This window comes from Mesorhizobium yinganensis (assembly GCF_040081985.1).
Classification (GTDB): domain Bacteria; phylum Pseudomonadota; class Alphaproteobacteria; order Rhizobiales; family Rhizobiaceae; genus Kumtagia; species Kumtagia yinganensis.
The window spans coordinates 322476-341754 of sequence record NZ_JBEBMH010000003.1; the positions used below are offsets into that span (position 1 = coordinate 322476).

Genomic DNA, 19279 nt, shown 5'->3' on the forward strand with positions numbered 1-19279 from the left:
CGTGCCACCAGCACGTCGATCAAGCTTTGAGGCGCTGGGCTGGAATTGTTAAAGCAGCCCGGCCTTCTCCGCCTCGACGCGAAGGTTCTGGCGCGGCCGAGGGCCAATCTGCTGGATGACCAGGCCGGCGGCCAGCGAGCCAAGGTCGCCGCAGCGCTGTAGGTCCCGGCCGGTCGTGTAGCCGTAGAGGAACCCCGCCGCATAGAGGTCGCCTGCCCCCGTCGTGTCGACGATCTCGTGCACCGGGATCGGTTTCACCACGACCGTCTCGTCGCCGCGCACGATCACGGAACCCTTTTCGGAGCGGGTGACCGCAGCGATCTTGCAGTCCTTGCGGATCGCCTCCAGCGCAGCCTCGAACGAACTCGTCTGATAGAGCGACTTGATCTCGTGGCTGTTGGCGAAGACGATGTCGACCGTTCCCGACCGCATCAGCTCGAGAAACTCGCCGCGATAGCGGTCGACGCAGAAGGAATCCGACAGGGTCATCGACACCTCGCGGCCGGCCTCGTGCGCCAGTCGCGCCGTCATGCGGATTGCATCCTTGGCGCGCGGCGGGTCCCACAGATAACCCTCGAAATAGGTGACGAGCGCCCCCTTGGCCTTTTCCGGCTCCACGTCTTCCGGGCCAAGCTCGACGCAGGCGCCGAGATAAGTGTTCATCGACCGCTCGCCGTCCGGGGTCACGAATATCATCGAGCGCGCCGTCGGCGGCGGACCCGCGAGCGGTTTCGTGTCGAAGGCGACACCCTGGGCGCGGATGTCGTGGTAATAGATCTCGCCGAGCGTATCTTCCGCGACCTTGCCGAAGAATGCCGCCCGGCCGCCCAGGCTGGCGATACCGGCCGCCGTGTTGCCGGCGCTGCCGCCGGACGCCTCGATCGCCGGCCCCATGCGCTCGTAGAGCAGGTTGGCGCGGTCGGTGTCGATGAGGTTCATCGCCGCCTTGATGATGCCGTTCTCAATAAGGAACGCCTCGTCGGCCTGCGCTATGATGTCGACGATCGCGTTGCCGATGCACAGCACATCGTATTGGCTCATCCAGGAAACTCCGGCGGTGGGCAAATCCTCGGCGTTCTTGCACAACCGGCACGGCCGGGTCCAGTGAAGCGCCGGCACGCCCTGCAAGATTCTTGTGCGTGTGCCTTGCAATACCCATGTCGATCAAGCCATGACCGAAACTCAGGGAGACCGTCCCAGCATGATCCTCGAAGCCGCCCGCGCCGCCGCGAGCCAGCTTTTCTCCCCGCCGTTCCGCGGCGTCTTCTTCAAGACGCTCGGGCTGACGCTGCTGGCGCTGGTCGCCCTGTGGTTCGGGCTGGTCGAATGGTTCGAATGGCTGGCCCTGCCGTGGCTCGACGCGCTTCTGCCGGGCCTGCCTGGCTGGGTGGGTTGGCTCGGCGTGGTCGCGGCGGTCGTCGCCGGCATCGGTCTTGCGCTGGGGCTCGCCTTGCTGATCGCGCCAGTGACGGCGATCATCGCCGGCTTCTTCCTGGACGATGTCGCCGAGCTGATCGAACGCACGGACTATCCGCAGGATGCGCCCGGGCGTCCCGTGCCGACACTGGCCAGCATCGTGCTGTCGCTAAAATTCTTCGGCATCGTGATCCTGGGAAATCTCTTCGCGCTGCTGCTTCTGCTCGTTCCGGGCGTCAACGTGGCAGCCTTCTTCGTCGTCAACGGCTACTTGATCGGCCGGGAATTCTTCGAATTCGCGGCGATGCGGTTCCTGCCGGAGGCGGAGGCCAAGGCGCTGAGGCGGCGCAACGCCGGCACGGTCTTTTTGGCCGGCCTGGCCATCGCCGCCTTCATGGCCGTGCCGCTGCTCAACCTTCTGTCGCCGCTGTTCGCGTGCGCCATGATGGTACACCTGCACAAGAAAGTGGCGGCGAGCGAAGGGCCGCGAGGTTAGCCTTCTTTCGAGAAAAGCGCTCCAAGTTCGGCGAAGGACATGCCGTCGCGCGAAAACTCGAACGAGCCGTTTTCGAGGATTTCGGTCGCGGCCCGCCGGACGGCGCCGAAAGCGTAGTTGGTGAGCTTGGAGCCCAGCGAGATGCGCTTGACGCCGGCTTCCTGCAGTTGAGACACGGTCAAACCCGGCACAGCGAGAAAATTCACCGGACGGGGCACCGCAGAGCAGATCGTCCGCACGGTCTCGATGTCGGAAATACCGGGCGCATAGACAACGTCGGCGCCGGCTTCGGCGAAGGCCTGCAGCCGCTTGATCGTGTCGTCGAGGTCCTTGCGGCCCCACAGGAAATTCTCGGCGCGCGCCGTGAAGACGAAGCCGTGCTTGACCGCCCGCGAAGCTTCCACCGCCGCGGCGACACGCTCGACGGCAAGCGAGAAGTCATAGATCGGATCGTCGGGATCGCCGGTGTGATCCTCGATTGAGCAGCCGGCCAACCCGGCCGCCTCGGCGGCGAAAATGGTCTCCGCCGCGCTGTCGGGACTGTCGCCCTTGCCCTTTTCGAGATCGGCGTTGACCGGCAGGGAGACCGAACCGACGATGTCGCGGCAATGCGCCATCATCGCCTCGAAACCGACCGCCCCATCGACCAGACCGCGCGAAAAGGCAAAGCCGGCGCTGGTGGTGGCCAGAGCCTTGAAGCCGAGAGAGGCGAGGAGCTTCGCCGTGCCGGGATCCCACGGGTTGGGCATCACGAAGGTGCCAGCAGCCCGATGGAGGTCCTGAAAAGTCCTGCCCTTATCCATGACCGCACCTGCCGTACTGGAGTTTGATCCGACACCAATCTACCGCGTGTCAGCGACACGGCAAAGCACGATCGGTGTCTCGGAGACGGTCAGGCTTTTTTTGCGGCGTTGTGCCTCCGTTGCACCCAGATGCTCAGGCTGTCCCCGTCGAGCCGAACCCACCGGAGCCGCGCAGCGTCTCGCCCGCGAGATTGCGCTCCTCGAGGGCCGCGCGCGTTACCGGCGCGATCACCAGTTGGGCAATGCGCATGCCGCGCGTCACCGTAAAATCGTCGTCGCCGAGGTTGACCAGCAGCACCTTCACCTCGCCGCGATAGTCCCAGTCGATGGTGCCCGGCGTGTTGAGGCAGGTGATGCCGTGCTTGAACGCCAGTCCCGACCGCGGCCTTACCTGGCCCTCGAAATTTTCGGGAATCTCCAGGATCAGGCCGGTCGGCACAAGCGAGCGCCTGCCGGGCAGGATGAGGATCGGCCGGTCTTCGGCGACCGCGGCGCGCAGGTCCATGCCCGCCGCGCCGAGGCTCTCATAGGCCGGGAGGTCGAGGCCATGGGCATGCGGCAGGCGAACGACGCCGAGGAAAGGAGGACGGGAAGGGACTACCATGACGCTTCTATCGGGGCAATCATGCCGATCCGTCAATGCCCGCCGCCGGCCTGGCGGCACTTGTTGACAGGAAGCTCGGGTCGGGCCTCAACCCGTAGGCTGTCGCCTCGCAGCGTCGACGTAGGCGCGCAGCATGAAAACCGTCCAGAAGACAATAGAACAAATGGCGCCTACAACCAGAAAGCCGCCTCGAAAGTCCTTCGATGGATTTAGTGTAACCTTCGCGGCAGCTTGGGCTAGTGTCACCACCTCTAAATTAACCTTCCTTAGGATATCGAAAGAGAGTACAATGAACAACGTCCAGATTAGCACGCGCGCGCGGTGCACTCTCGTATTGCTCTTGCTGAAGTTCTCAAAAAATATAAATACAACGACACATGCCGTTACGCAGAACGCAATCTTTAACCAGTTTCTGCTAATAAAATAACCCAACTTAGTCGATAACAGGCCAAAGCAATTACTAAGGTTGCTCTCACAACTCCTGTCAACAACGAAGAGCACCAATGCGTCGAAGATTGGCAGCGTGAAGAGCGCTACAGCCAGAACAAGACCGCCCGCCATGAGATAATTTTGCGCCGTCACGCTCCGTGTTTCCGCCTCCGGACCCACATACCAGTGGTTTTGCGAAACACGCCATTTGCGAAACAGGAAAAACACAAATATCCCGACTCCAATCCACCCGTAGTCAAGAACCAGACTCAAGAGATTAGAGCTGATACTCGCCATTTCCGGCCACGAGGCTTTCAGGCCAGGATACGTCTCGCCGACCCAATCGCGGACGACCGAAAGTAAGGTATACGCAATTACCACGGCGAACAAGGAAACGAAAAAGGAAAAGAAAAGAGAATCGGCAAGTTTCTGAAGAGGATCCTTTGGCTGGTCCGGTCCGATGGTCGGCTCGAAATTTAAAATCTTGAACGCATCGGACGTGGACACCTTATGCGGCCGGTTGACGACGGCGCAGCTGGCAAAACTAAACGCATCGCGGCATACATTATTGATCGACCGACCTTGCTTCTTAATCTTTTTTTCCACTTCTTCGATGGAGGTCGCCGCCTCCAGATTAAGTTGTTCCCGAATTGTATTGAAATCCTCAAAAATCTGGTCCCACAGGGATCGGTATTTCTCCACGAACGTGCGGCCCAACTTGCGAGCCATGCCCGGAGCTGCCATTACCTGCTCCAGCGTATTCACAAGTATCGCAGTTCTGAACCAATTCGTCGCGTCTGAACTTAAAGCCCCTCCTTTAGAAAATTTTTCCTCCATCTCAACGAGAGGGAATATCTCCTTTCTTTTTACATCAGATAAGCCCTGCCAATTTTGCTCTGCATCTCTTAAATCGGCGTAGAGATCGTCTACCGCGCGCAGTATCATTGCGCGCGCGTGCATAATTCCCCGAAGCCACAACTCCACTTTCGATACCCAAGGAACGTTCGGCATGAGGTTGGCAATTACCAAAGCCCCAACCAGCGGCCAAACCTCTGGTGGAACATCAACCGATCCAAAGGATATCAATCTTTTTCCCGCTAGGACAATAGTTATGTACATAAGTAGAAGTATCGCGATGTAAAAGAAAAGGGCACGAGAAAAAGCAAAATGAACAGTCAGATCCCTCAAATAAATCTGTGAAAACACTCGATTTCTATTTGCATCTCTGAATAACGGCCCCTCTTCTTGAAATTTATTCCAGCCGAACAGAATGACGACCACAGCGCCTGCGATCCACATGAAAACATAGGTACTCATCGTAGCGGATCCTAATATTTAAAGAAAATTCCACGGGCTACCCACACCCTCCATTGACACAAGTTTGGGCGACTACTTCTGACAAATTTACTGTGGAAAGTATGAATGCAATTCCGACAAACGCCAAGATCGCGTACACGTTACGCCATAACATCGTACTAACTCCTCAAAGCTTCCAATAAACGTTGAAGTATATCACGATTAGCGGCGATTGAAAGGTTTTTTTCAAAGAAGGTGGAACACCATCTTTAGAAGGGTCGATCCGTATTGCTGGACGGGCGTTTTGTTGGCGACGGAGCGCCGACTGGTACATTGTATAGTCGTTGACCTTGTCGATCTGATCGAAAGCTTCAGCGCAACTCGACCGGCACGACGGTCGTCTCGCGGATTTCCTCCATCACGAAGGAGGCGGAGACATCGTTGAGCGGCACCTTGGCGATCAGTCGCTGGTAGAGCCGGTCGTAGGCTTTCACGTCGGCGACACGCGCCCTCAGCACATAGTCGAGATCGCCTGACATGCGATAGACGCCGGTTATCTCCGGCAGGCTGGTCACGGCTGCACGGAAGCGCGCCAGCCATTCGGGATCATGGTGTGAGGTGCGCACCATGATGAACACGGACAGGCCGAGCCCGAGCTTTTCAGCGTCGACCAGCGCGACCCGGCCGGTTATGACGCCTTCGTCCTCCAGCCGGCGGATACGCCGCCAGCAGGCATTGCGCGACAGGTTTACCCGTTCGGAAACATCGTCGACGGAGAGCATGGCGTCGCGCTGCAGTTCGGCAAGGATGCGGCGGTCGATCGCGTCGAGTTCGGTTGTCATGGTGGGATGATTGTCCCAATAACAGTGCGTTGCAAGGGACGGATTGGGACAAATTCTCCTGCAAATAGGGTAAAGTCGGGATAATCAGACAATAACGAGGGAACCGCAGCCATGACCACCCGCATCGCCAGATTGTTCTTCGAGCACCCCGCCTCGGTCGACGAGACTTATTTTGGACACATGGCCTTCGCCGCCTGGTTCTCGTCAAGACTGTTCCTGGCCGCAGGCGCGGCGATCGTTCACGCTTTCTTACCCTTCCTTTTCGAAACTACGGCCAGCCGAATCGTCCGCGAACTCTACGAGCGGACGCACAGCCGCCGCGCCAAGGCCTAGCAGGGAGCCTCGGCGGGCTAGAGGGATTGGGATCATGTGCCGCTGGGCGGCCTATATCGGGCCGGAGCTGTTCCTCGAGGACATTGTAACCGCGCCCTGCCATTCACTGATCGCGCAGAGCCATAATGCGCTGGAGGCCAAGACGCCGACCAATGGCGACGGTTTTGGCATCGCCTGGTATGGCGAGCGCGAAGAACCCGGCCTCTATCGCGACATCCTTCCCGCCTGGTCGGATCCCAATTTGAAGAGCCTTTGCCGTCAAATTCGTTCGGGCCTGTTCCTCGCCCATGTCCGCGCATCCACCGGCGGCGCGACCAGCCGCGCCAATTGCCATCCCTTCGCGATCGGGCGTTGGGCCTTCATGCATAACGGCCAGATCGGCGGCTTCGAACAATTGCGCCGGCGGCTGGAAGCCGACCTTTCCGACACCCTCTACGAACGGATCGACGGCAGCACCGATTCCGAACTGTTCTTCCTGCTGATGGTTGAAGAAGGACTCGAGACCGACCCAAAAGGCGCGGCCGAGCGAGCGGCGATGCGGGTGATCGACGCGGCGCACGCCGCCGGCATCGAGCCGCATCTGCGCCTCACCGCGGCCTTCAGCGACGGGACGGCTCTGCATGCCGTGCGCTACGCCACGGACGCGTTTGCGCCGACGCTCTACACTGCCGAATTCCGCAAATCGGGCGGCCGCTGCGTGGTGTCCGAGCCATTCGACAGGGAAGGTCCGAACTGGCAGGCGATCCCGCCGTCGAGTTTCGTCACCATCACCGACGCGGCAGTCCAAATCCGCCCCTTCGCGCCCGCTGGCAGAGCCCGGCTGGCAGTAGCGGTATAAGTGGTCAGCCGCGCCCCTTGTAAAGCAGGTCCGGTCCGGCGTCGGCAATCAGGCGCTTGCCGCACAGCGCCAGCGTCACATCCAATTCCTTGCGGATGATATCCAGCGCAAGCCTCACGCCCTTCTTGCCGCCCGCCCCCAGGCCGTAGAGGAACGGCCTGCCGATATAGGTCCCCTTTGCGCCGAGGCAGAGCGCCTTCAGCACGTCCTGCCCCGAGCGTATGCCGCCGTCGAAATGAACCTCGATCCTGTCGCCGACGGCATCGACGATTTCCGGCAGCACCGTGATGGTCGACGGCGCGCCATCGAGCTGGCGGCCGCCATGGTTGGAGACGATGATCGCATCCGCGCCGGTCTCGGCCGCGAGGCGCGCGTCCTCGGGGTCGAGAATGCCCTTCAGGATCAGCTTGCCGCCCCAGCGCTCCTTGATCCACTCCACGTCCTTCCACGACAGCCGAGGGTCGAACTGCTCAGCCGTCCAGGACGACAGCGACGACAAGTCGCCGACGCCCTTGGCGTGGCCGACGATGTTGCCAAAACTGCGCCGCTTAGTGCGCAGCATATTGAGGCACCAGGGCAGGCGCATGGCCATGTTGGCTAGATTGGCGGCAGTCAGTTTCGGCGGCGCCGACAGGCCGTTGCGGATGTCCTTGTGGCGCTGCCCGAGAATCTGCAGGTCGAGGGTGAGCATCAGCGCCGAACACTTCGCCGCCTTGGCTCGGTCGATCAGGTTGAGCACGAAATCCTTGTCGCGCATGACGTAGAGCTGGAACCAGAACGGCTTTTTCGTCACCGACGCCACGTCCTCGATCGAGCAGATGCTCATGGTCGACAGTGTGAACGGCACGCCGAACTCCTCCGCCGCCTGCGCGGCCAGCATCTCGCCGTCGGCGTGTTGCATGCCGGTCAGCCCGGTCGGCGCCAGCGCCACCGGCATCGACACTTTTTCTCCGATCATGGTGGATTCCAGCGAGCGGTCGGTCATGTCGACCAGCACGCGCTGCCGGAATTTTATCTTGGCGAAATCCTCCTCGTTGGCGCGGTAGGTGCTCTCGGTCCAGGCGCCTGAATCGGCATAATCGAAGAACATGCGCGGCACGCGCCTGCGGGCCATTTCCTTGAGATCGGCTATATCGAGCGACGGCTTCATCGGCAGGCCTTAGCTTTTCGAAACTCTTGCGGGCGTTTTCCGCAAGGTCGGTGGCGACCGACCTAACGCCGTTCATTCCGGAAGTCGATGCCGAAATCTCAGCGGCGAAGGCCCGGCACGGGGCGCTTGACACCGCAGCGGTTTCGCCTTATTTAACCGATAAGATAAATAACCAAACGGTTCAATAATGACCGCCGACCATTTGAGCACAACCCTGCAGGCCCTCGCCGACCCGACCCGGCGGGCGATCCTGGCGCGGCTGGCGCTCGGCGAGGCGACGGTGACCGAACTGGCCGAGCCGTTCGACATGAGTTTTCCGGCGGTCTCCAAGCATCTCAAGGTGCTGGAACGCGCCGGTTTGATCGAGCAGGGCCGCGAGGCCCAGTTCCGGCCGCGGCGCCTGCGGCCCGAACCGCTGCGTGACGTAGCGGGCTGGCTGGAAAGCTATCGCCGCTTCTGGGAACAAAACCTGGATCGGCTCGATGTCTATCTGAAGGAGCTTCAGCAGGCCGAGAAGACAGGCGACGACAAGGGAGAGACAAAATGAACATCCATACCGAGACCCGGCCTGAACTGACGATCAAGCGCAGCTTCGACGCGCCCCGCGATTTCGTGTTCCGCTGCTGGACCGAGCCGGAACGGCTGAACCGCTGGTGCTGCCCGAAGGGATTCACGCTTCCCTTCTCCGAAGGCGACATCCGCCCCGGCGGCTCGTTCAAGACGTGCATGCGCGCGCCCGACGGCACCGACCACTGGCTCTGCGGCACCTACCGGGAGATCGTGCCGCCGGAGCGGCTGGTGTTCTCGCACCGCTGGCTCAACGACAAAGGCGAGCACGAGCACGAGACCGTCGTTACCATCACGCTCAGGGAACAGGACGGAAAGACGCTGCTTACCCTTCACCAGGCGTTCTTCCTGTCCGAAGCCTCGCGCGACGGCCATCGCGGCGGATGGAACGAAACCCTCGACAACCTTGCGGAGTATCTTGCGGCATGAAGCTTTATCACACCCCCGGCGCCTGCAGCCAGGCGCCGCACATCGCGCTCAACGAAGCCGGCCTGTCCTTCGACCGGATCAAGGTCGACATCCCGACGCGCACGACCGAAACAGGCGGTGACTTCACCGAGATCAACCCCAAGGGCTATGTGCCGGCGCTGGTGCTGGACGGCGGCGAGGTGCTGACCGAAAACGTCGCCATCCTGTCCTGGATCGCCGAGCAGAAGCCGGACCTCATCCCGGACGGCACGCTCGGACGCATCCGCATGATCGAGGCGCTCGGTTTCCTGACCGAGGAGGTGCACAAGCCGTTCCTCGGTTTCATGTTCATGCCCAGCGACGAAGTGAAAGCGATCAACCGCCAGGCGTTGGAAGAGCGGTTTAACTACCTCGCCGGCCAGATCAAGGGCGACTACCTGTTCGGCGACCGCTTCTCCGCCGCCGACGCCATGCTGTTCGTCATGGTCAACTGGTGTTTTGGCTTCGGCATCGAACTGCCACCTGCGCTCGCCGCGTATCATGCGCGTGTCGCCGCGCGGCCGGCGGTTCAGGCAACGCTGAAGGCTGAAGGCTTCGCTTAACCCTCGCGCTACCAGATGCCCGGCAACAGCCGATAGCGGGTTCTTGCCGCGAATTCGGCGTAGCCGGGCAATTCCCCGCGTAGCGTCTCGTCTTCCCAGGCCGTACGCAGCATGAGCAACGCCGCCGTCGCTACGGCCGGGATCAACGCCACCAGCGAGCCGAGCGCCAACGCCATGCCGAACAACATGGCAATCGCACCGACATAGCCAGGGTGCCGGACATAGGCGTAGGGCCCGGTGTCGATGACGCGGTGCCCACGCTCGCTCTGGATACGGACTCCGGGCTCGAAGAAGCGGTTGACCGCCTGCGCCCACGAGAACAGCGCGATCCCGGCGAGCAAAAGGAGATAGCCCAGCATCACTGCCCAACCCGGTGCCGGCATCCAATGAAACCGGCCGGAGTCCAGGCCCGCCACGGGCATGATCGTCATGAACAGCGGTAGAAAGAAAGCCAGGAGAATGCGGTCCCAGCGCTTGGTGCCCTCCTGAACCCGGCTGCGGGCGGCAAAGATGATCGGATTGACGCGCCAGAGAACCAGGCACGCTGCCACGCTCGCCGTGACGAATACCGCGAGAAACAGCCAGCCCAGTATCCAGTGCAGCGTGCCGGCCGGCCAGAAGACAAGCACCGCCATCACCAGCGGCATGCCGATCGAATAGGCTATCCATTGCAGCGGCGTCACCGGTTTTGGGTCGTGGAATTCGCTCATCCGGAGGACCTCCCTCACCTTGCCTGATTTGAGGTAGGGCGTCGGTCTCGTGTGGACAGGGCGGGTCGCCCCGGACACGAAAGCGTCATCTTCCTCCCGAAAAGCGTTCAGTATATTAGAGTTGCGAGAGGCACGGGAAGCAACGTTCAGCGCGACCGGCAGGAGAGTTCGCACATGTCGAAGATTTTGGCGGGACGCGTCGTTGGACAGTTCGCGCGAGAACTTTTACCCGGTGCCGCCGCTGCGATCTCCGTTGCGTTGTTTTTCACCTTCTTTGCCGAACTTTCGCCGGCCCAGGCAGCAAGTTGCAAGTCGGACCCCGCGCCCTCGATCGACTGGCAGGATTGCCCCAAGGCCAATCTGATCCTGCAAGGCAGCGCGCTGGAAAATGCGAATCTGTTCAGCACGGATTTTAGCTACACCGACCTGCGCAACTCAAACCTCTCTGGTGCGAATTTCGAGAAGGCCACGCTGATCCGCTCCTCGCTCGCCGGCTCCAAGGCTGAAAAGGCGAATTTCACGCGCGTCGAAGGCTACCGCACGGTGTTCTCGCAGATTGCGGCCCAAGGCGCTTCCTTCGCCAGCGCCGAATTGCAGCGCGCCGACTTCACCGGTGCAAACCTGACCGGAGTTGATTTCGAGAAGGCCGAACTCGGCCGCGCCAATTTCCACGACGCCGTGATCACCGGCGCACGTTTCCCGATGGCCAACCTGTCGCGGGCCAAGTTGTATCAGGCGAAATTCGAAGGACCGCTCGATTTCAACGGCGCTTTCCTGTTCCTCACCCACATAGAGGGCATGGATCTCAGCCAGGCGACCGGGCTCGAACAGTGGCAGGTCGACCAGGCCTGCGGCGACCCGGCGACCAAACTGCCCGGCGGCCTGAAGGCGTCGACCGACTGGCCGTGCGACACAGACTGAGACGCTTCGCCCGTCTTTCCGTTCGACTCCCGGTTTTCGCACGGTTATAAGCCGGCGCATCCAACGGATTCCTCGACATGACCGAGACGATTGAACAGGCGGTGGCACGCCGCCGCACTTTTGCGATTATCGCGCACCCCGACGCCGGCAAGACGACGCTGACGGAAAAACTGCTGCTGTTCGGCGGCGCCATTCAGCTTGCCGGCGAGGTGAAGGCCAAGAAGGACCGCATGAACACGCGCTCCGACTGGATGAAGATCGAGCGCGAGCGCGGCATTTCGGTCGTCACCTCGGTGATGACCTTCGAATATGGCGACAACGTCTTCAACCTGCTCGACACCCCTGGTCACGAGGATTTCGCCGACGACACCTATCGCACGCTTTCGGCGGTCGACTCGGCAGTGATGGTCATCGACGCCGCGAAAGGCATCGAGCCGCGCACCCTGAAGCTGTTCGAGGTGTGCCGGCTGCGCGACATCCCGATCGTCACCTTCGTCAACAAGATGGACCGCGAGGCGCGCGACACTTTTGAGATCCTCGACGAAATCGAGCAGAAGCTGGCGCTGGACACCGCGCCAATCACCTGGCCGATCGGCCAGGGCAAGACATTCGCCGGCACCTATCACCTCGCTGAAAATGCCGTGCGTCGCAGCGACACCGAAACCGAGCGCACCAAGGTGAACGGCCCGGATTCCAACCGCGTCGCCGGGCTGCTGCCCGACAACGACCGCGAAACCTTCATCGAGGAGTTGAACCTGGCCCGTGAGGCCTGCCGGCCGTTCGATCTCGCCGCGTTCCGTGAGGGCCACCTCACGCCGGTCTATTTCGGTTCGGCGCTGCGCAATTTCGGCGTGCGCGACCTGATCGAAGGGCTTGGCGCGTTCGCGCCGCCGCCGCGCGACCAGGCAGCCGACATGAGGACCATCCACGCCACCGAGCCGGAGATGAGCGCCTTCGTGTTCAAGATCCAGGCGAACATGGACCCCAACCATCGCGACCGCATCGCCTTTGTGCGCGTTTGCTCGGGCACGCTGGAGCGCGGCATGAAGGCAAAGCTGGTGCGCACCGGCAAGCCAATGAGCCTTTCGGCGCCGCAGTTCTTCTTCGCCCGTTCGCGTATCACCGCCGACGAAGCCTATGCCGGCGACGTGGTCGGCATCCCCAACCATGGCACGTTGCGCATCGGCGACACGCTGACCGAAGGCGAAAACATCATCTTTCGCGGTGTGCCCAACTTTGCCCCCGAGATTCTGCGCCGCGTGCGGCTCGGCGACGCCATGAAGGCGAAGAAACTGAAAGAGGCGCTGCAGCAGATGGCCGAGGAAGGCGTGGTGCAGCTCTTCCAGCCGGAGGACGGCTCTCCTGCCATCGTCGGCGTCGTCGGCGCGCTGCAGCTCGACGTGCTGAAGGAGCGGCTAGCCTTCGAATATTCGCTGCCGGTCGATTTCGAGATGTCGCGCTTTTCCGTCTGCCGCTGGATTTCGGCGGACGATAGGAGCGAGGTGCAGCGTTTCATCGACGCGCATCGCGGCGACATTGCCCGCGACCTCGACGGCGACCCGGTCTTTTTGGCCCAGCACGGCTTTTCGCTGAACTACGAGGCCGAGCGCTGGAAGGCGATCAAGTTCGACGCGATCAAGGACTATCAGGTGCGCGAGGCGGCGTGAGGTCGTGTAGCGCCCCTATTCGATCGTAATGTCCGTGGTCTGGCTGAGCACCGGTCGCATATTTTCCAACACCTTGATGGTCAGTTCGTAGCGTCCCGGCTTCGGGGTGCCGCGCTTTCCCGCGAATGAGGAATAGGCCGCTTTGTTGCGGTCGAGTTCCTCCGACATTGATTCCGCGAAGACGTTGCCGTCGGGACCGATGAGCGAAATATAGATGCGATCGCCCTTCCGGAGATTGATGAACCAGCCCCAGCCAACCAGGTTGGCGGATGCTGCGGTGGCCGCCGGAGGCGCACCGGACACCACCAGCGCGTCATAATCCACCGGGCTGCCCGCCAGACCGAAGCCCAGCAATTGCGGCCCGCCCTTGCCTAGCGACGCTGCCACGTCCGGCGCAAAAAGCGGCTTAGCCTGCTCGCCTTCCTTCAGGCATCCGCCGGAGAGCGCGTGGCCGGTCATCGGGTCGAGGGCGGCGCCGTCGCGCCGGACGGTGATGTGGACGTGCGGGAAGGCGGCGGCGCCGGATGCACCGACATAGCCGATCGGCTGACCCCGCTTGACCTTGTCCCCCGTTTTGACCGCAATGCTGCCCTGCCGCATGTGGCAGTACTGCACTTCCAGGCCGCCGCCTTGGTCTATGATCACGCCGTTGCCGCACTCCTTGTCGCCGACGGCCTGCTGGTCCGCGGCGGTCAGCATCAGGTGGTCGGGTTCACCGTCGCGCAGATTGCCGACGGTGCCGTCCGCCATGGCGATCACCGGCACGCCGCGCTCGACATCGGCCATCGACAAGATGCGCAGGTCGATACCGTCATGGCCTTCATAGGAGGCTGAACCGCAAAACGGATCGATGACGGCCGGGCCGGGATCCATGTCGGCGAACTGCTGAACGAAACAGTCCTTGCCGGGCATGCATTGAGCCGGCATTCCCAGATCCTGCGCATCCGACGGCGCCGAAAGCGCGAAAACAGCAATAATTCCAAAGGCAAGGTTTCGGATCATGGCTGGCGACGTGACGACCATTCTTGACCTTTCCTGCGCCGAACCGATCTTCCGGCATGCGCATCCAGTGTCTTCGCCCTGACCCGTGCACAGTGAAGCGTCGGCGCCGACTGCGGTCAAGGGAAGTAGTGCGACAGTGGAATCAAATCGCCTTGGCCCTCGCACGATAGCCGATGCATTTCATTTGCCGGTTCCTGTGCTATGCCACGGCGCGTGCACGGAGGCCCAATGTCACCTTTCCTTTTCAACACGGTCGGCAGAATCGTCTTCGGTGAAGGGGCGGTCTCCCGCATCGGTGCGCTTGCAGCGGCGCGCGGCTGGTCGCGGGTGTTGCTGGTCACCGATCCCGGTCTGGTCAGGCTGGGGCTCATAAAACCGTCCATTCAATCCCTTGAAGCCGCCGGCATCGCAGTTACCGTGTATTCCGACGTGCAGGCCGACCCGCCGGAAAGCGTCGTGCTGGCGGCTGCCAAGGCGGCGACGGACTTCGGCGCCGACGCCGTCATCGGGCTAGGCGGTGGATCGTCTCTGGATGTCGCTAAGCTCGCGGCGCTGCTAGCGGCAGGACGGGAAAAGCTGAAGGAAATCTATGGCATAGGCAATGCCAAGGGCCCGCGCCTGCCGCTGATGCTGGTGCCGACCACCGCCGGCACCGGGTCTGAAGTGACGCCGATCTCCATCGTCACGACCGGCGCCAGCGAGAAGATGGGCGTGGTCTCGCCGGTGCTGCTGCCCGACATCGCCCTGCTGGACCCGGAACTGACGCTCGGCCTGCCCCCGGCCGTGACAGCCGCCACCGGCATCGATGCCATGGTGCATGCCATCGAGGCACATGCCTCGGCCAGCGCCAACAACAATCCAGTATCGCGGGCCTTGGCGCGAGAGGCGTTGCGGCTGATGGGCGGCGCGCTCCAACGGGCGGTGCATGACGGATCGGACCGGGCGGCGCGGGCGGACATGCTGCTTGGATCGATGCTGGCAGGCCAGGCCTTCGCCAACTCGCCGGTGGCAGCCGTGCATGCGCTGGCCTACCCGATCGGCGGACTTTTCCACATACCGCACGGTCTCTCCAACGCATTGGTTTTGCCGCATGTTTTGCGCTTCAATGCCGAGACGGCGGGCCATCTCTATGCCGAGATCGCCGCCATCGTGTTTCCGGAATTGGCGGAAGGGAGCAGTCAGGCGCGGGGCACGGCATTCGCGGAGAAACTTGCAGACTTATCAAGACGTTGCGGGCTCCAGGCGCGGCTGCGCGATGTCGGGATTCCGCAAGATGCGATCGACCTTCTTGCCACCGACGCGATGAAGCAAACGCGGCTCCTGGTGAACAATCCCCGGCCGCTTGCGCTCGAAGATGCCCGCGCCATCTATAGGGCCGCGTGGTGATAGCGGTTAGGACGAAAGAACCGGCAACGAGACAAGGAATTGAGGCAAGCCCGTCCGCCATTAACACGTTTTAATGGTAAGTTTTTGAAAAGTAAGTGAAAAGCGGTCTGGCACCGCAAGGAAAACGATGACCGACAAGCCCGATCCCACCCGTTTCGCCCATGTCAGGGACTGGGTGTTCGACCTCGACAACACTTTGTATCCGCACCACACGAATCTGTTCTCGCAGATCGACGTGAAGATGACAGCCTATGTCTCCGAGCTTCTGCAGATGAATAAGGAAGATGCGCGTAAATTGCAGAAAGAGCTTTATCTTCAATATGGCACGACATTGTCTGGCTTGATGGCGCGGCACAACATCGATTCCGATGATTTTCTGCAGAAGGTCCATGATATAGACTATTCGTGGCTGGCGCCGGACCCGGCGCTCGGCGAGGCGATCAAGGCACTGCCCGGCCGGAAATTCATCTTCACCAACGGCAATCGCGGCCATGCCGAGCGGACAGCACAACAGCTTGGAATCCTTGACCATTTTGACGACATCTTTGACATCGTCGCCGCCGATCTGACGCCGAAGCCGGCCCAGCAGACCTATGACCGGTTCGTCGAACTACACAAGATCGTGGGGTCCGACGCGGTGATGTTCGAAGATCTTGCGCGCAACCTGGTGGTGCCGAAGGCGCTGGGGATGACCACGGTGCTGATCGTTCCGCGCAATTTCGAGCCGACCTTTTCGGAGATCTGGGAAAAGGATCCGGCCTTCGACGATGCCGTCGACTTCGTTACCGACGACCTGGCGGATTTTCTGACCACGCTTGCGCCAAAGAGTTGATTTACAACGAGAATCCAGAACGTGCCGAGGGATTTTTGAAGCGCGTCAAGTCCGGAATGTCTTTGTAAAACAGAAGCTTACGCGGATTTCGAGCGAGCCCGACCACAATTGCGCCGACGCGAGGGGGTCGCGCGCTTGCCAAACGTCGCTTCAAACCGGTTTTTGCGCTGACGGGTCCGCGCCCCGGCCCGTTCTGCGCTGACGCGCACCCGGCCTGCCGAAACTTTCCGCTCGGCCGGATGGAAGCGGTCACACCGATGGGTGCGATCGCCAATTCCCAACGCGAAGTTCCGCAGGGCGGTCAGCGCAAATCGTAGAAGCGGGCGATGATGCCCCAGGCGTCTTCGGCGGTGTCGACGAAGTCGATGATGTTCTGGTCGCCGGGCGAGATCGTTCCCTGCTCGGCCAGATAGTCGAGGTCGATGGCGTGCTTCCAGAACTCGCTCCCGAACAGGATGATCGGCACCCGCTCCATGCGGCCGGTCTGGATCAAGGTCAGCGTCTCGAAGAACTCGTCCATGGTGCCGAAGCCGCCGGGGAAGACGGCCACCGCCTTCGCGCGCATGACGAAATGCATCTTGCGGATCGCGAAATAGTGGAAGTTGAAGCACAGCTCCGGGGTGACGTAGGGGTTGGGCGCCTGCTCATGTGGCAGCACGATGTTCAGCCCGATCGACGGCGCCCCGACATCGTCGGCGCCGCGGTTTCCGGCTTCCATGACGCCCGGACCGCCGCCGGTGACGACCACGAATTCGCGATAATAGGACAGCGCCGACTGCTGCGAGCAGAGCCGGGCGAATTTGCGGGCTTCGTCGTAGTAAACGCTGTTCTTGAGCAGGTTCTTCTTCTGCGTCTCGTTCTTGGCGGCCCAGGCCTCGCCGCCGGGCTCGGGGAGGCGGGCGCCGCCGAACAGGATGACGGTGGAGCGGATGCCGCGCTCGGCCAGCGTCATCTCGGGTTTCAGCAGTTCGAGCTGCAGCCGCACGGCGCGCAGCTCGCGCCTTGTCATGAAATCCTCGTCGGCCCAGGCAAGCTTGTAGGTGGCGGCGCGGGTCTGCGGCGTGTCGGGTACATCCTTCGCCCGTTCAAGGTCCTCATCGGCATGGGACAGCGGCGTCCAGCCGGTCGTCTCGTTGTTCATTTCACGTTCCCGTCCATCCGGCTGACACCGGCTTAGGTCGCTGGTGCGATTGACCCCTATTCCTGCTTGACATAGTAGGGGCCGCGCAGTCCCAAAGCACCCTACCTGTCCGCGTCTTAACGCCGCCTTTAACGGAGCATTTGCCATGGCCAAGCCCGATCTCGCCAGCCTCGAAAAGGCCGTCGAAAAAGCCTGGGAGGGCCGCGAGGCGATTACCACGTCGACCGGTGGCGAGACCCGCGAGGCGATCGAGGAAGCGCTGGTTCTGCTCGACCATGGCGAGGCGCGGGTCGCCGAGCGCCAGGCCGACGGCCAGTGGAAGGTGAACCAGTGGCTGAAGAAAGCCGTGCTCCTGTCTTTCCGGCTGAACCCGATGGAAGAGATCGGCGGCGGTCCGGGCGGCTCGGTCTGGTGGGACAAGGTGCCGTCGAAATTTTCCGGCTGGAGCGGCGTCGATTTCGAGAAGGCCGGCTTCCGCGCCGTTCCCTCGGCCATCGTGCGCCGTTCGGCCTATGTCGCGCCGGGCGTGGTGCTGATGCCGTCCTTCGTCAATCTCGGCGCCTATGTCGACAGCGGCACCATGGTCGACACCTGGGCGTCGGTCGGCTCCTGCGCGCAGATCGGCAAGAACGTGCATCTCAGCGGCGGCGTCGGCATCGGCGGCGTGCTGGAGCCGATGCAGGCCGGCCCGACCATCATCGAGGACAATTGCTTCATCGGCGCGCGCTCGGAAGTCGTCGAGGGCTGCATCGTGCGCGAAGGCTCGGTGCTGGGTATGGGCGTGTTCATCGGCAAGTCGACCAAAATTGTCGACCGCGCCACCGGCGAGATCTCTTACGGCGAGGTTCCTGCGAATTCCGTGGTGGTCGCCGGCTCGCTGCCCGGAAAGCCGTTTCCGAATGGCGAACCCGGTCCGAGCCTTTACTGTGCCGTCATCGTCAAGCGCGTGGACGAAAAGACAAGGTCGAAGACCTCGATCAACGAGTTGCTGAGGGATTGAGAGCCGGTGGAGCGGGTGTCCGTGCCGCCTTGCGGTGACCGGACGCTTCGGCAGGATCGTTCCTCGACGGTCTTCCGTGGCGCGCCGGCCGCGAGACCGGCCGCCGCAACCGTACACCGACGATCCATAGGGAAAATGAAAGCGCGGCGCTAGACCACCGCGCTCCGCCGGCGGCGCAGCGCCGTCAGCGTGTCGCGGATGACGGGGATGGTCCAGCGGGCCGTAGCCGCGGCGATGAGCAGGCTGGCGGCCGGATCGATGTAGCGCGCCAGCGCCGTTTCGCCGAGCGCCAAGGTGGCGGCGAGGCTCGCCGCGATCAGCACGTTCGACGAGAGCTTGTCGGAGAACAGGCAGACCTGGGAGCGGACCAGCGGGGAAGGGGCATCCCGGTCACGCGCCCGCCAGCGGCAGAGCAGCCAGAGATTGAGCGCTCCATAGACGATGTTGAGCGCGACACCCAGCATGACGCCGCCGCCTTGCGGCACCATTCCGCCCGCCATGATCCGCTGAAGGGCAAGGGCTGCAACCGTGGCCATCGAGAGGGTCATGCACGCCGCCACCAGCGCGCCGGCGATCGTCTCGCCATGTCCATGGCTTGCAACGCCGCCCGAGGTCCGATGCCGCCGCTCGGCCAGCACCCAGACAGAGATCAGGGCCGTCATGTCGAGGACGGTCAGCGCGAGATCCGCGCGTATGGTCAGCGCGTTGGAGCTTGCCGCGGCAACCGCCGTCAGAGCCAGGCCAGGCGTGGCCGCCAGAAGCGCGGCGCGCGCGGTGCGGGCGATCTGTTTCCGTTCGTTGCGAGTGCAAATCGTATCGGTCGGCATCGGCCAAAA

General features: G+C 62.2%; 21 protein-coding genes. 11 read left to right on the top strand and 10 right to left on the bottom strand.

The features are described from left to right. Positions 1-48: 48 nt before the first annotated feature. Entirely contained in the window at positions 49-1041 is a 993-nt protein-coding gene (locus ABMA59_RS08645; protein WP_349004931.1) for an adenosine kinase, read from the bottom strand. A 160-nt stretch (positions 1042-1201) separates the two neighbouring features. Between ABMA59_RS08645 and ABMA59_RS08650 the strand changes: the two genes are divergently transcribed. Continuing rightward, positions 1202-1912 (top strand): sulfate transporter family protein, encoded by a 711-nt coding sequence (locus ABMA59_RS08650; RefSeq protein ID WP_349004932.1) that lies wholly within the window; start codon positions 1202-1204, stop codon positions 1910-1912. Here ABMA59_RS08650 and ABMA59_RS08655 read toward each other — a convergent pair. The 4 genes from ABMA59_RS08655 to ABMA59_RS08670 form a co-directional block, all read right to left on the bottom strand. Next, positions 1909-2715 (bottom strand): isocitrate lyase/PEP mutase family protein, encoded by an 807-nt coding sequence (locus ABMA59_RS08655; protein ID WP_349004933.1) that lies wholly within the window; start codon positions 2713-2715, stop codon positions 1909-1911. The two genes, ABMA59_RS08650 and ABMA59_RS08655, sit on opposite strands and share 4 nt — an antisense overlap. A 133-nt stretch (positions 2716-2848) precedes the next feature. Continuing rightward, positions 2849-3319, bottom strand: a complete 471-nt coding sequence (gene dut, locus ABMA59_RS08660) for a dUTP diphosphatase (protein ID WP_349004934.1) — start codon at positions 3317-3319, stop codon at positions 2849-2851. A gap of 87 nt (positions 3320-3406) precedes the next feature. Further along, positions 3407-5065, bottom strand: a complete 1659-nt coding sequence (locus ABMA59_RS08665) for a hypothetical protein (RefSeq protein ID WP_349004935.1) — start codon at positions 5063-5065, stop codon at positions 3407-3409. Positions 5066-5415: 350 nt separating this feature from the next. Further along, positions 5416-5886: an Lrp/AsnC family transcriptional regulator gene (locus ABMA59_RS08670; RefSeq protein ID WP_349004936.1), complete on the bottom strand. Its 471-nt coding sequence runs from the start codon at positions 5884-5886 to the stop codon at positions 5416-5418. Between the two features lie 111 nt (positions 5887-5997). Here ABMA59_RS08670 and ABMA59_RS08675 point away from each other — a divergent pair, with 111 nt between their 5' ends. Further along, positions 5998-6219 (top strand): DUF6356 family protein, encoded by a 222-nt coding sequence (locus tag ABMA59_RS08675; protein ID WP_349004937.1) that lies wholly within the window; start codon positions 5998-6000, stop codon positions 6217-6219. 34 nt (positions 6220-6253) lie between these two features. Continuing rightward, entirely contained in the window at positions 6254-7057 is an 804-nt protein-coding gene (locus ABMA59_RS08680) for a class II glutamine amidotransferase (protein WP_349004938.1), read from the top strand. Positions 7058-7061: 4 nt separating this feature from the next. Here ABMA59_RS08680 and ABMA59_RS08685 read toward each other — a convergent pair whose 3' ends face one another. After that, the gene (locus tag ABMA59_RS08685; RefSeq protein ID WP_349004939.1) at positions 7062-8207 is read right to left on the bottom strand and encodes an alpha-hydroxy acid oxidase; all 1146 of its coding nucleotides are present in this window, start codon (positions 8205-8207) and stop codon (positions 7062-7064) included. Between the two features lie 187 nt (positions 8208-8394). Between ABMA59_RS08685 and ABMA59_RS08690 the strand changes: the two genes are divergently transcribed. Genes ABMA59_RS08690 through ABMA59_RS08700 form a run of 3 tightly spaced genes read left to right on the top strand, consistent with a single transcriptional unit; the run spans position 8395 to position 9784 of the window. Then, positions 8395-8754 (top strand): ArsR/SmtB family transcription factor, encoded by a 360-nt coding sequence (locus ABMA59_RS08690; RefSeq protein ID WP_349004940.1) that lies wholly within the window; start codon positions 8395-8397, stop codon positions 8752-8754. Further along, complete coding sequence (locus ABMA59_RS08695; protein WP_349004941.1) at positions 8751-9203, top strand: SRPBCC family protein; 453 nt, start codon at positions 8751-8753, stop codon at positions 9201-9203. The genes ABMA59_RS08690 and ABMA59_RS08695 overlap by 4 nt, the downstream gene beginning before the upstream one ends. Further along, positions 9200-9784 carry a glutathione binding-like protein gene (locus tag ABMA59_RS08700; protein ID WP_349004942.1) on the top strand — a complete coding sequence of 195 codons (585 nt, stop codon included), beginning with the start codon at positions 9200-9202 and terminating at the stop codon, positions 9782-9784. Before ABMA59_RS08695 ends, ABMA59_RS08700 begins: the two co-directional genes overlap by 4 nt. A gap of 8 nt (positions 9785-9792) precedes the next feature. Here ABMA59_RS08700 and ABMA59_RS08705 read toward each other — a convergent pair whose 3' ends face one another. Continuing rightward, positions 9793-10494, bottom strand: coding sequence for a methyltransferase family protein (locus tag ABMA59_RS08705; protein ID WP_349004943.1), 702 nt, complete (start codon positions 10492-10494; stop codon positions 9793-9795). 174 nt (positions 10495-10668) lie between these two features. On the opposite strand from ABMA59_RS08705, the gene ABMA59_RS08710 reads away from it, so the two are divergent. Beyond that, positions 10669-11415, top strand: coding sequence for a pentapeptide repeat-containing protein (locus tag ABMA59_RS08710; RefSeq protein ID WP_349004944.1), 747 nt, complete (start codon positions 10669-10671; stop codon positions 11413-11415). A 77-nt stretch (positions 11416-11492) separates the two neighbouring features. After that, complete coding sequence (locus ABMA59_RS08715) at positions 11493-13082, top strand: peptide chain release factor 3 (RefSeq protein ID WP_349004945.1); 1590 nt, start codon at positions 11493-11495, stop codon at positions 13080-13082. Between the two features lie 15 nt (positions 13083-13097). On the opposite strand, the gene ABMA59_RS08720 is transcribed toward ABMA59_RS08715, so the two are convergent. Continuing rightward, positions 13098-14009, bottom strand: a complete 912-nt coding sequence (locus ABMA59_RS08720; protein WP_349004946.1) for a M23 family metallopeptidase — start codon at positions 14007-14009, stop codon at positions 13098-13100. 303 nt (positions 14010-14312) lie between these two features. Between ABMA59_RS08720 and ABMA59_RS08725 the strand changes: the two genes are divergently transcribed. Together ABMA59_RS08725 and ABMA59_RS08730 are read left to right on the top strand one after the other, a co-directional pair. Continuing rightward, positions 14313-15470, top strand: coding sequence for an iron-containing alcohol dehydrogenase (locus tag ABMA59_RS08725; RefSeq protein WP_349004947.1), 1158 nt, complete (start codon positions 14313-14315; stop codon positions 15468-15470). Between the two features lie 127 nt (positions 15471-15597). Beyond that, entirely contained in the window at positions 15598-16302 is a 705-nt protein-coding gene (locus ABMA59_RS08730; protein WP_349004948.1) for a pyrimidine 5'-nucleotidase, read from the top strand. 301 nt (positions 16303-16603) lie between these two features. Here the strand turns inward: ABMA59_RS08730 and ABMA59_RS08735 are convergent, their stop codons facing one another. Then, on the bottom strand, positions 16604-17443 hold the full coding sequence (locus ABMA59_RS08735; protein WP_349004949.1) for an LOG family protein: 840 nt from the start codon (positions 17441-17443) through the stop codon (positions 16604-16606). 145 nt (positions 17444-17588) lie between these two features. Between ABMA59_RS08735 and dapD the strand changes: the two genes are divergently transcribed. Next, on the top strand, positions 17589-18443 hold the full coding sequence (gene dapD / locus ABMA59_RS08740; RefSeq protein ID WP_349004950.1) for a 2,3,4,5-tetrahydropyridine-2,6-dicarboxylate N-succinyltransferase: 855 nt from the start codon (positions 17589-17591) through the stop codon (positions 18441-18443). Positions 18444-18592: 149 nt separating this feature from the next. Here the strand turns inward: dapD and ABMA59_RS08745 are convergent, their stop codons facing one another. Continuing rightward, positions 18593-19270 carry a cation efflux transmembrane domain-containing protein gene (locus ABMA59_RS08745; RefSeq protein ID WP_349004951.1) on the bottom strand — a complete coding sequence of 226 codons (678 nt, stop codon included), beginning with the start codon at positions 19268-19270 and terminating at the stop codon, positions 18593-18595. Positions 19271-19279: the final 9 nt, after the last annotated feature.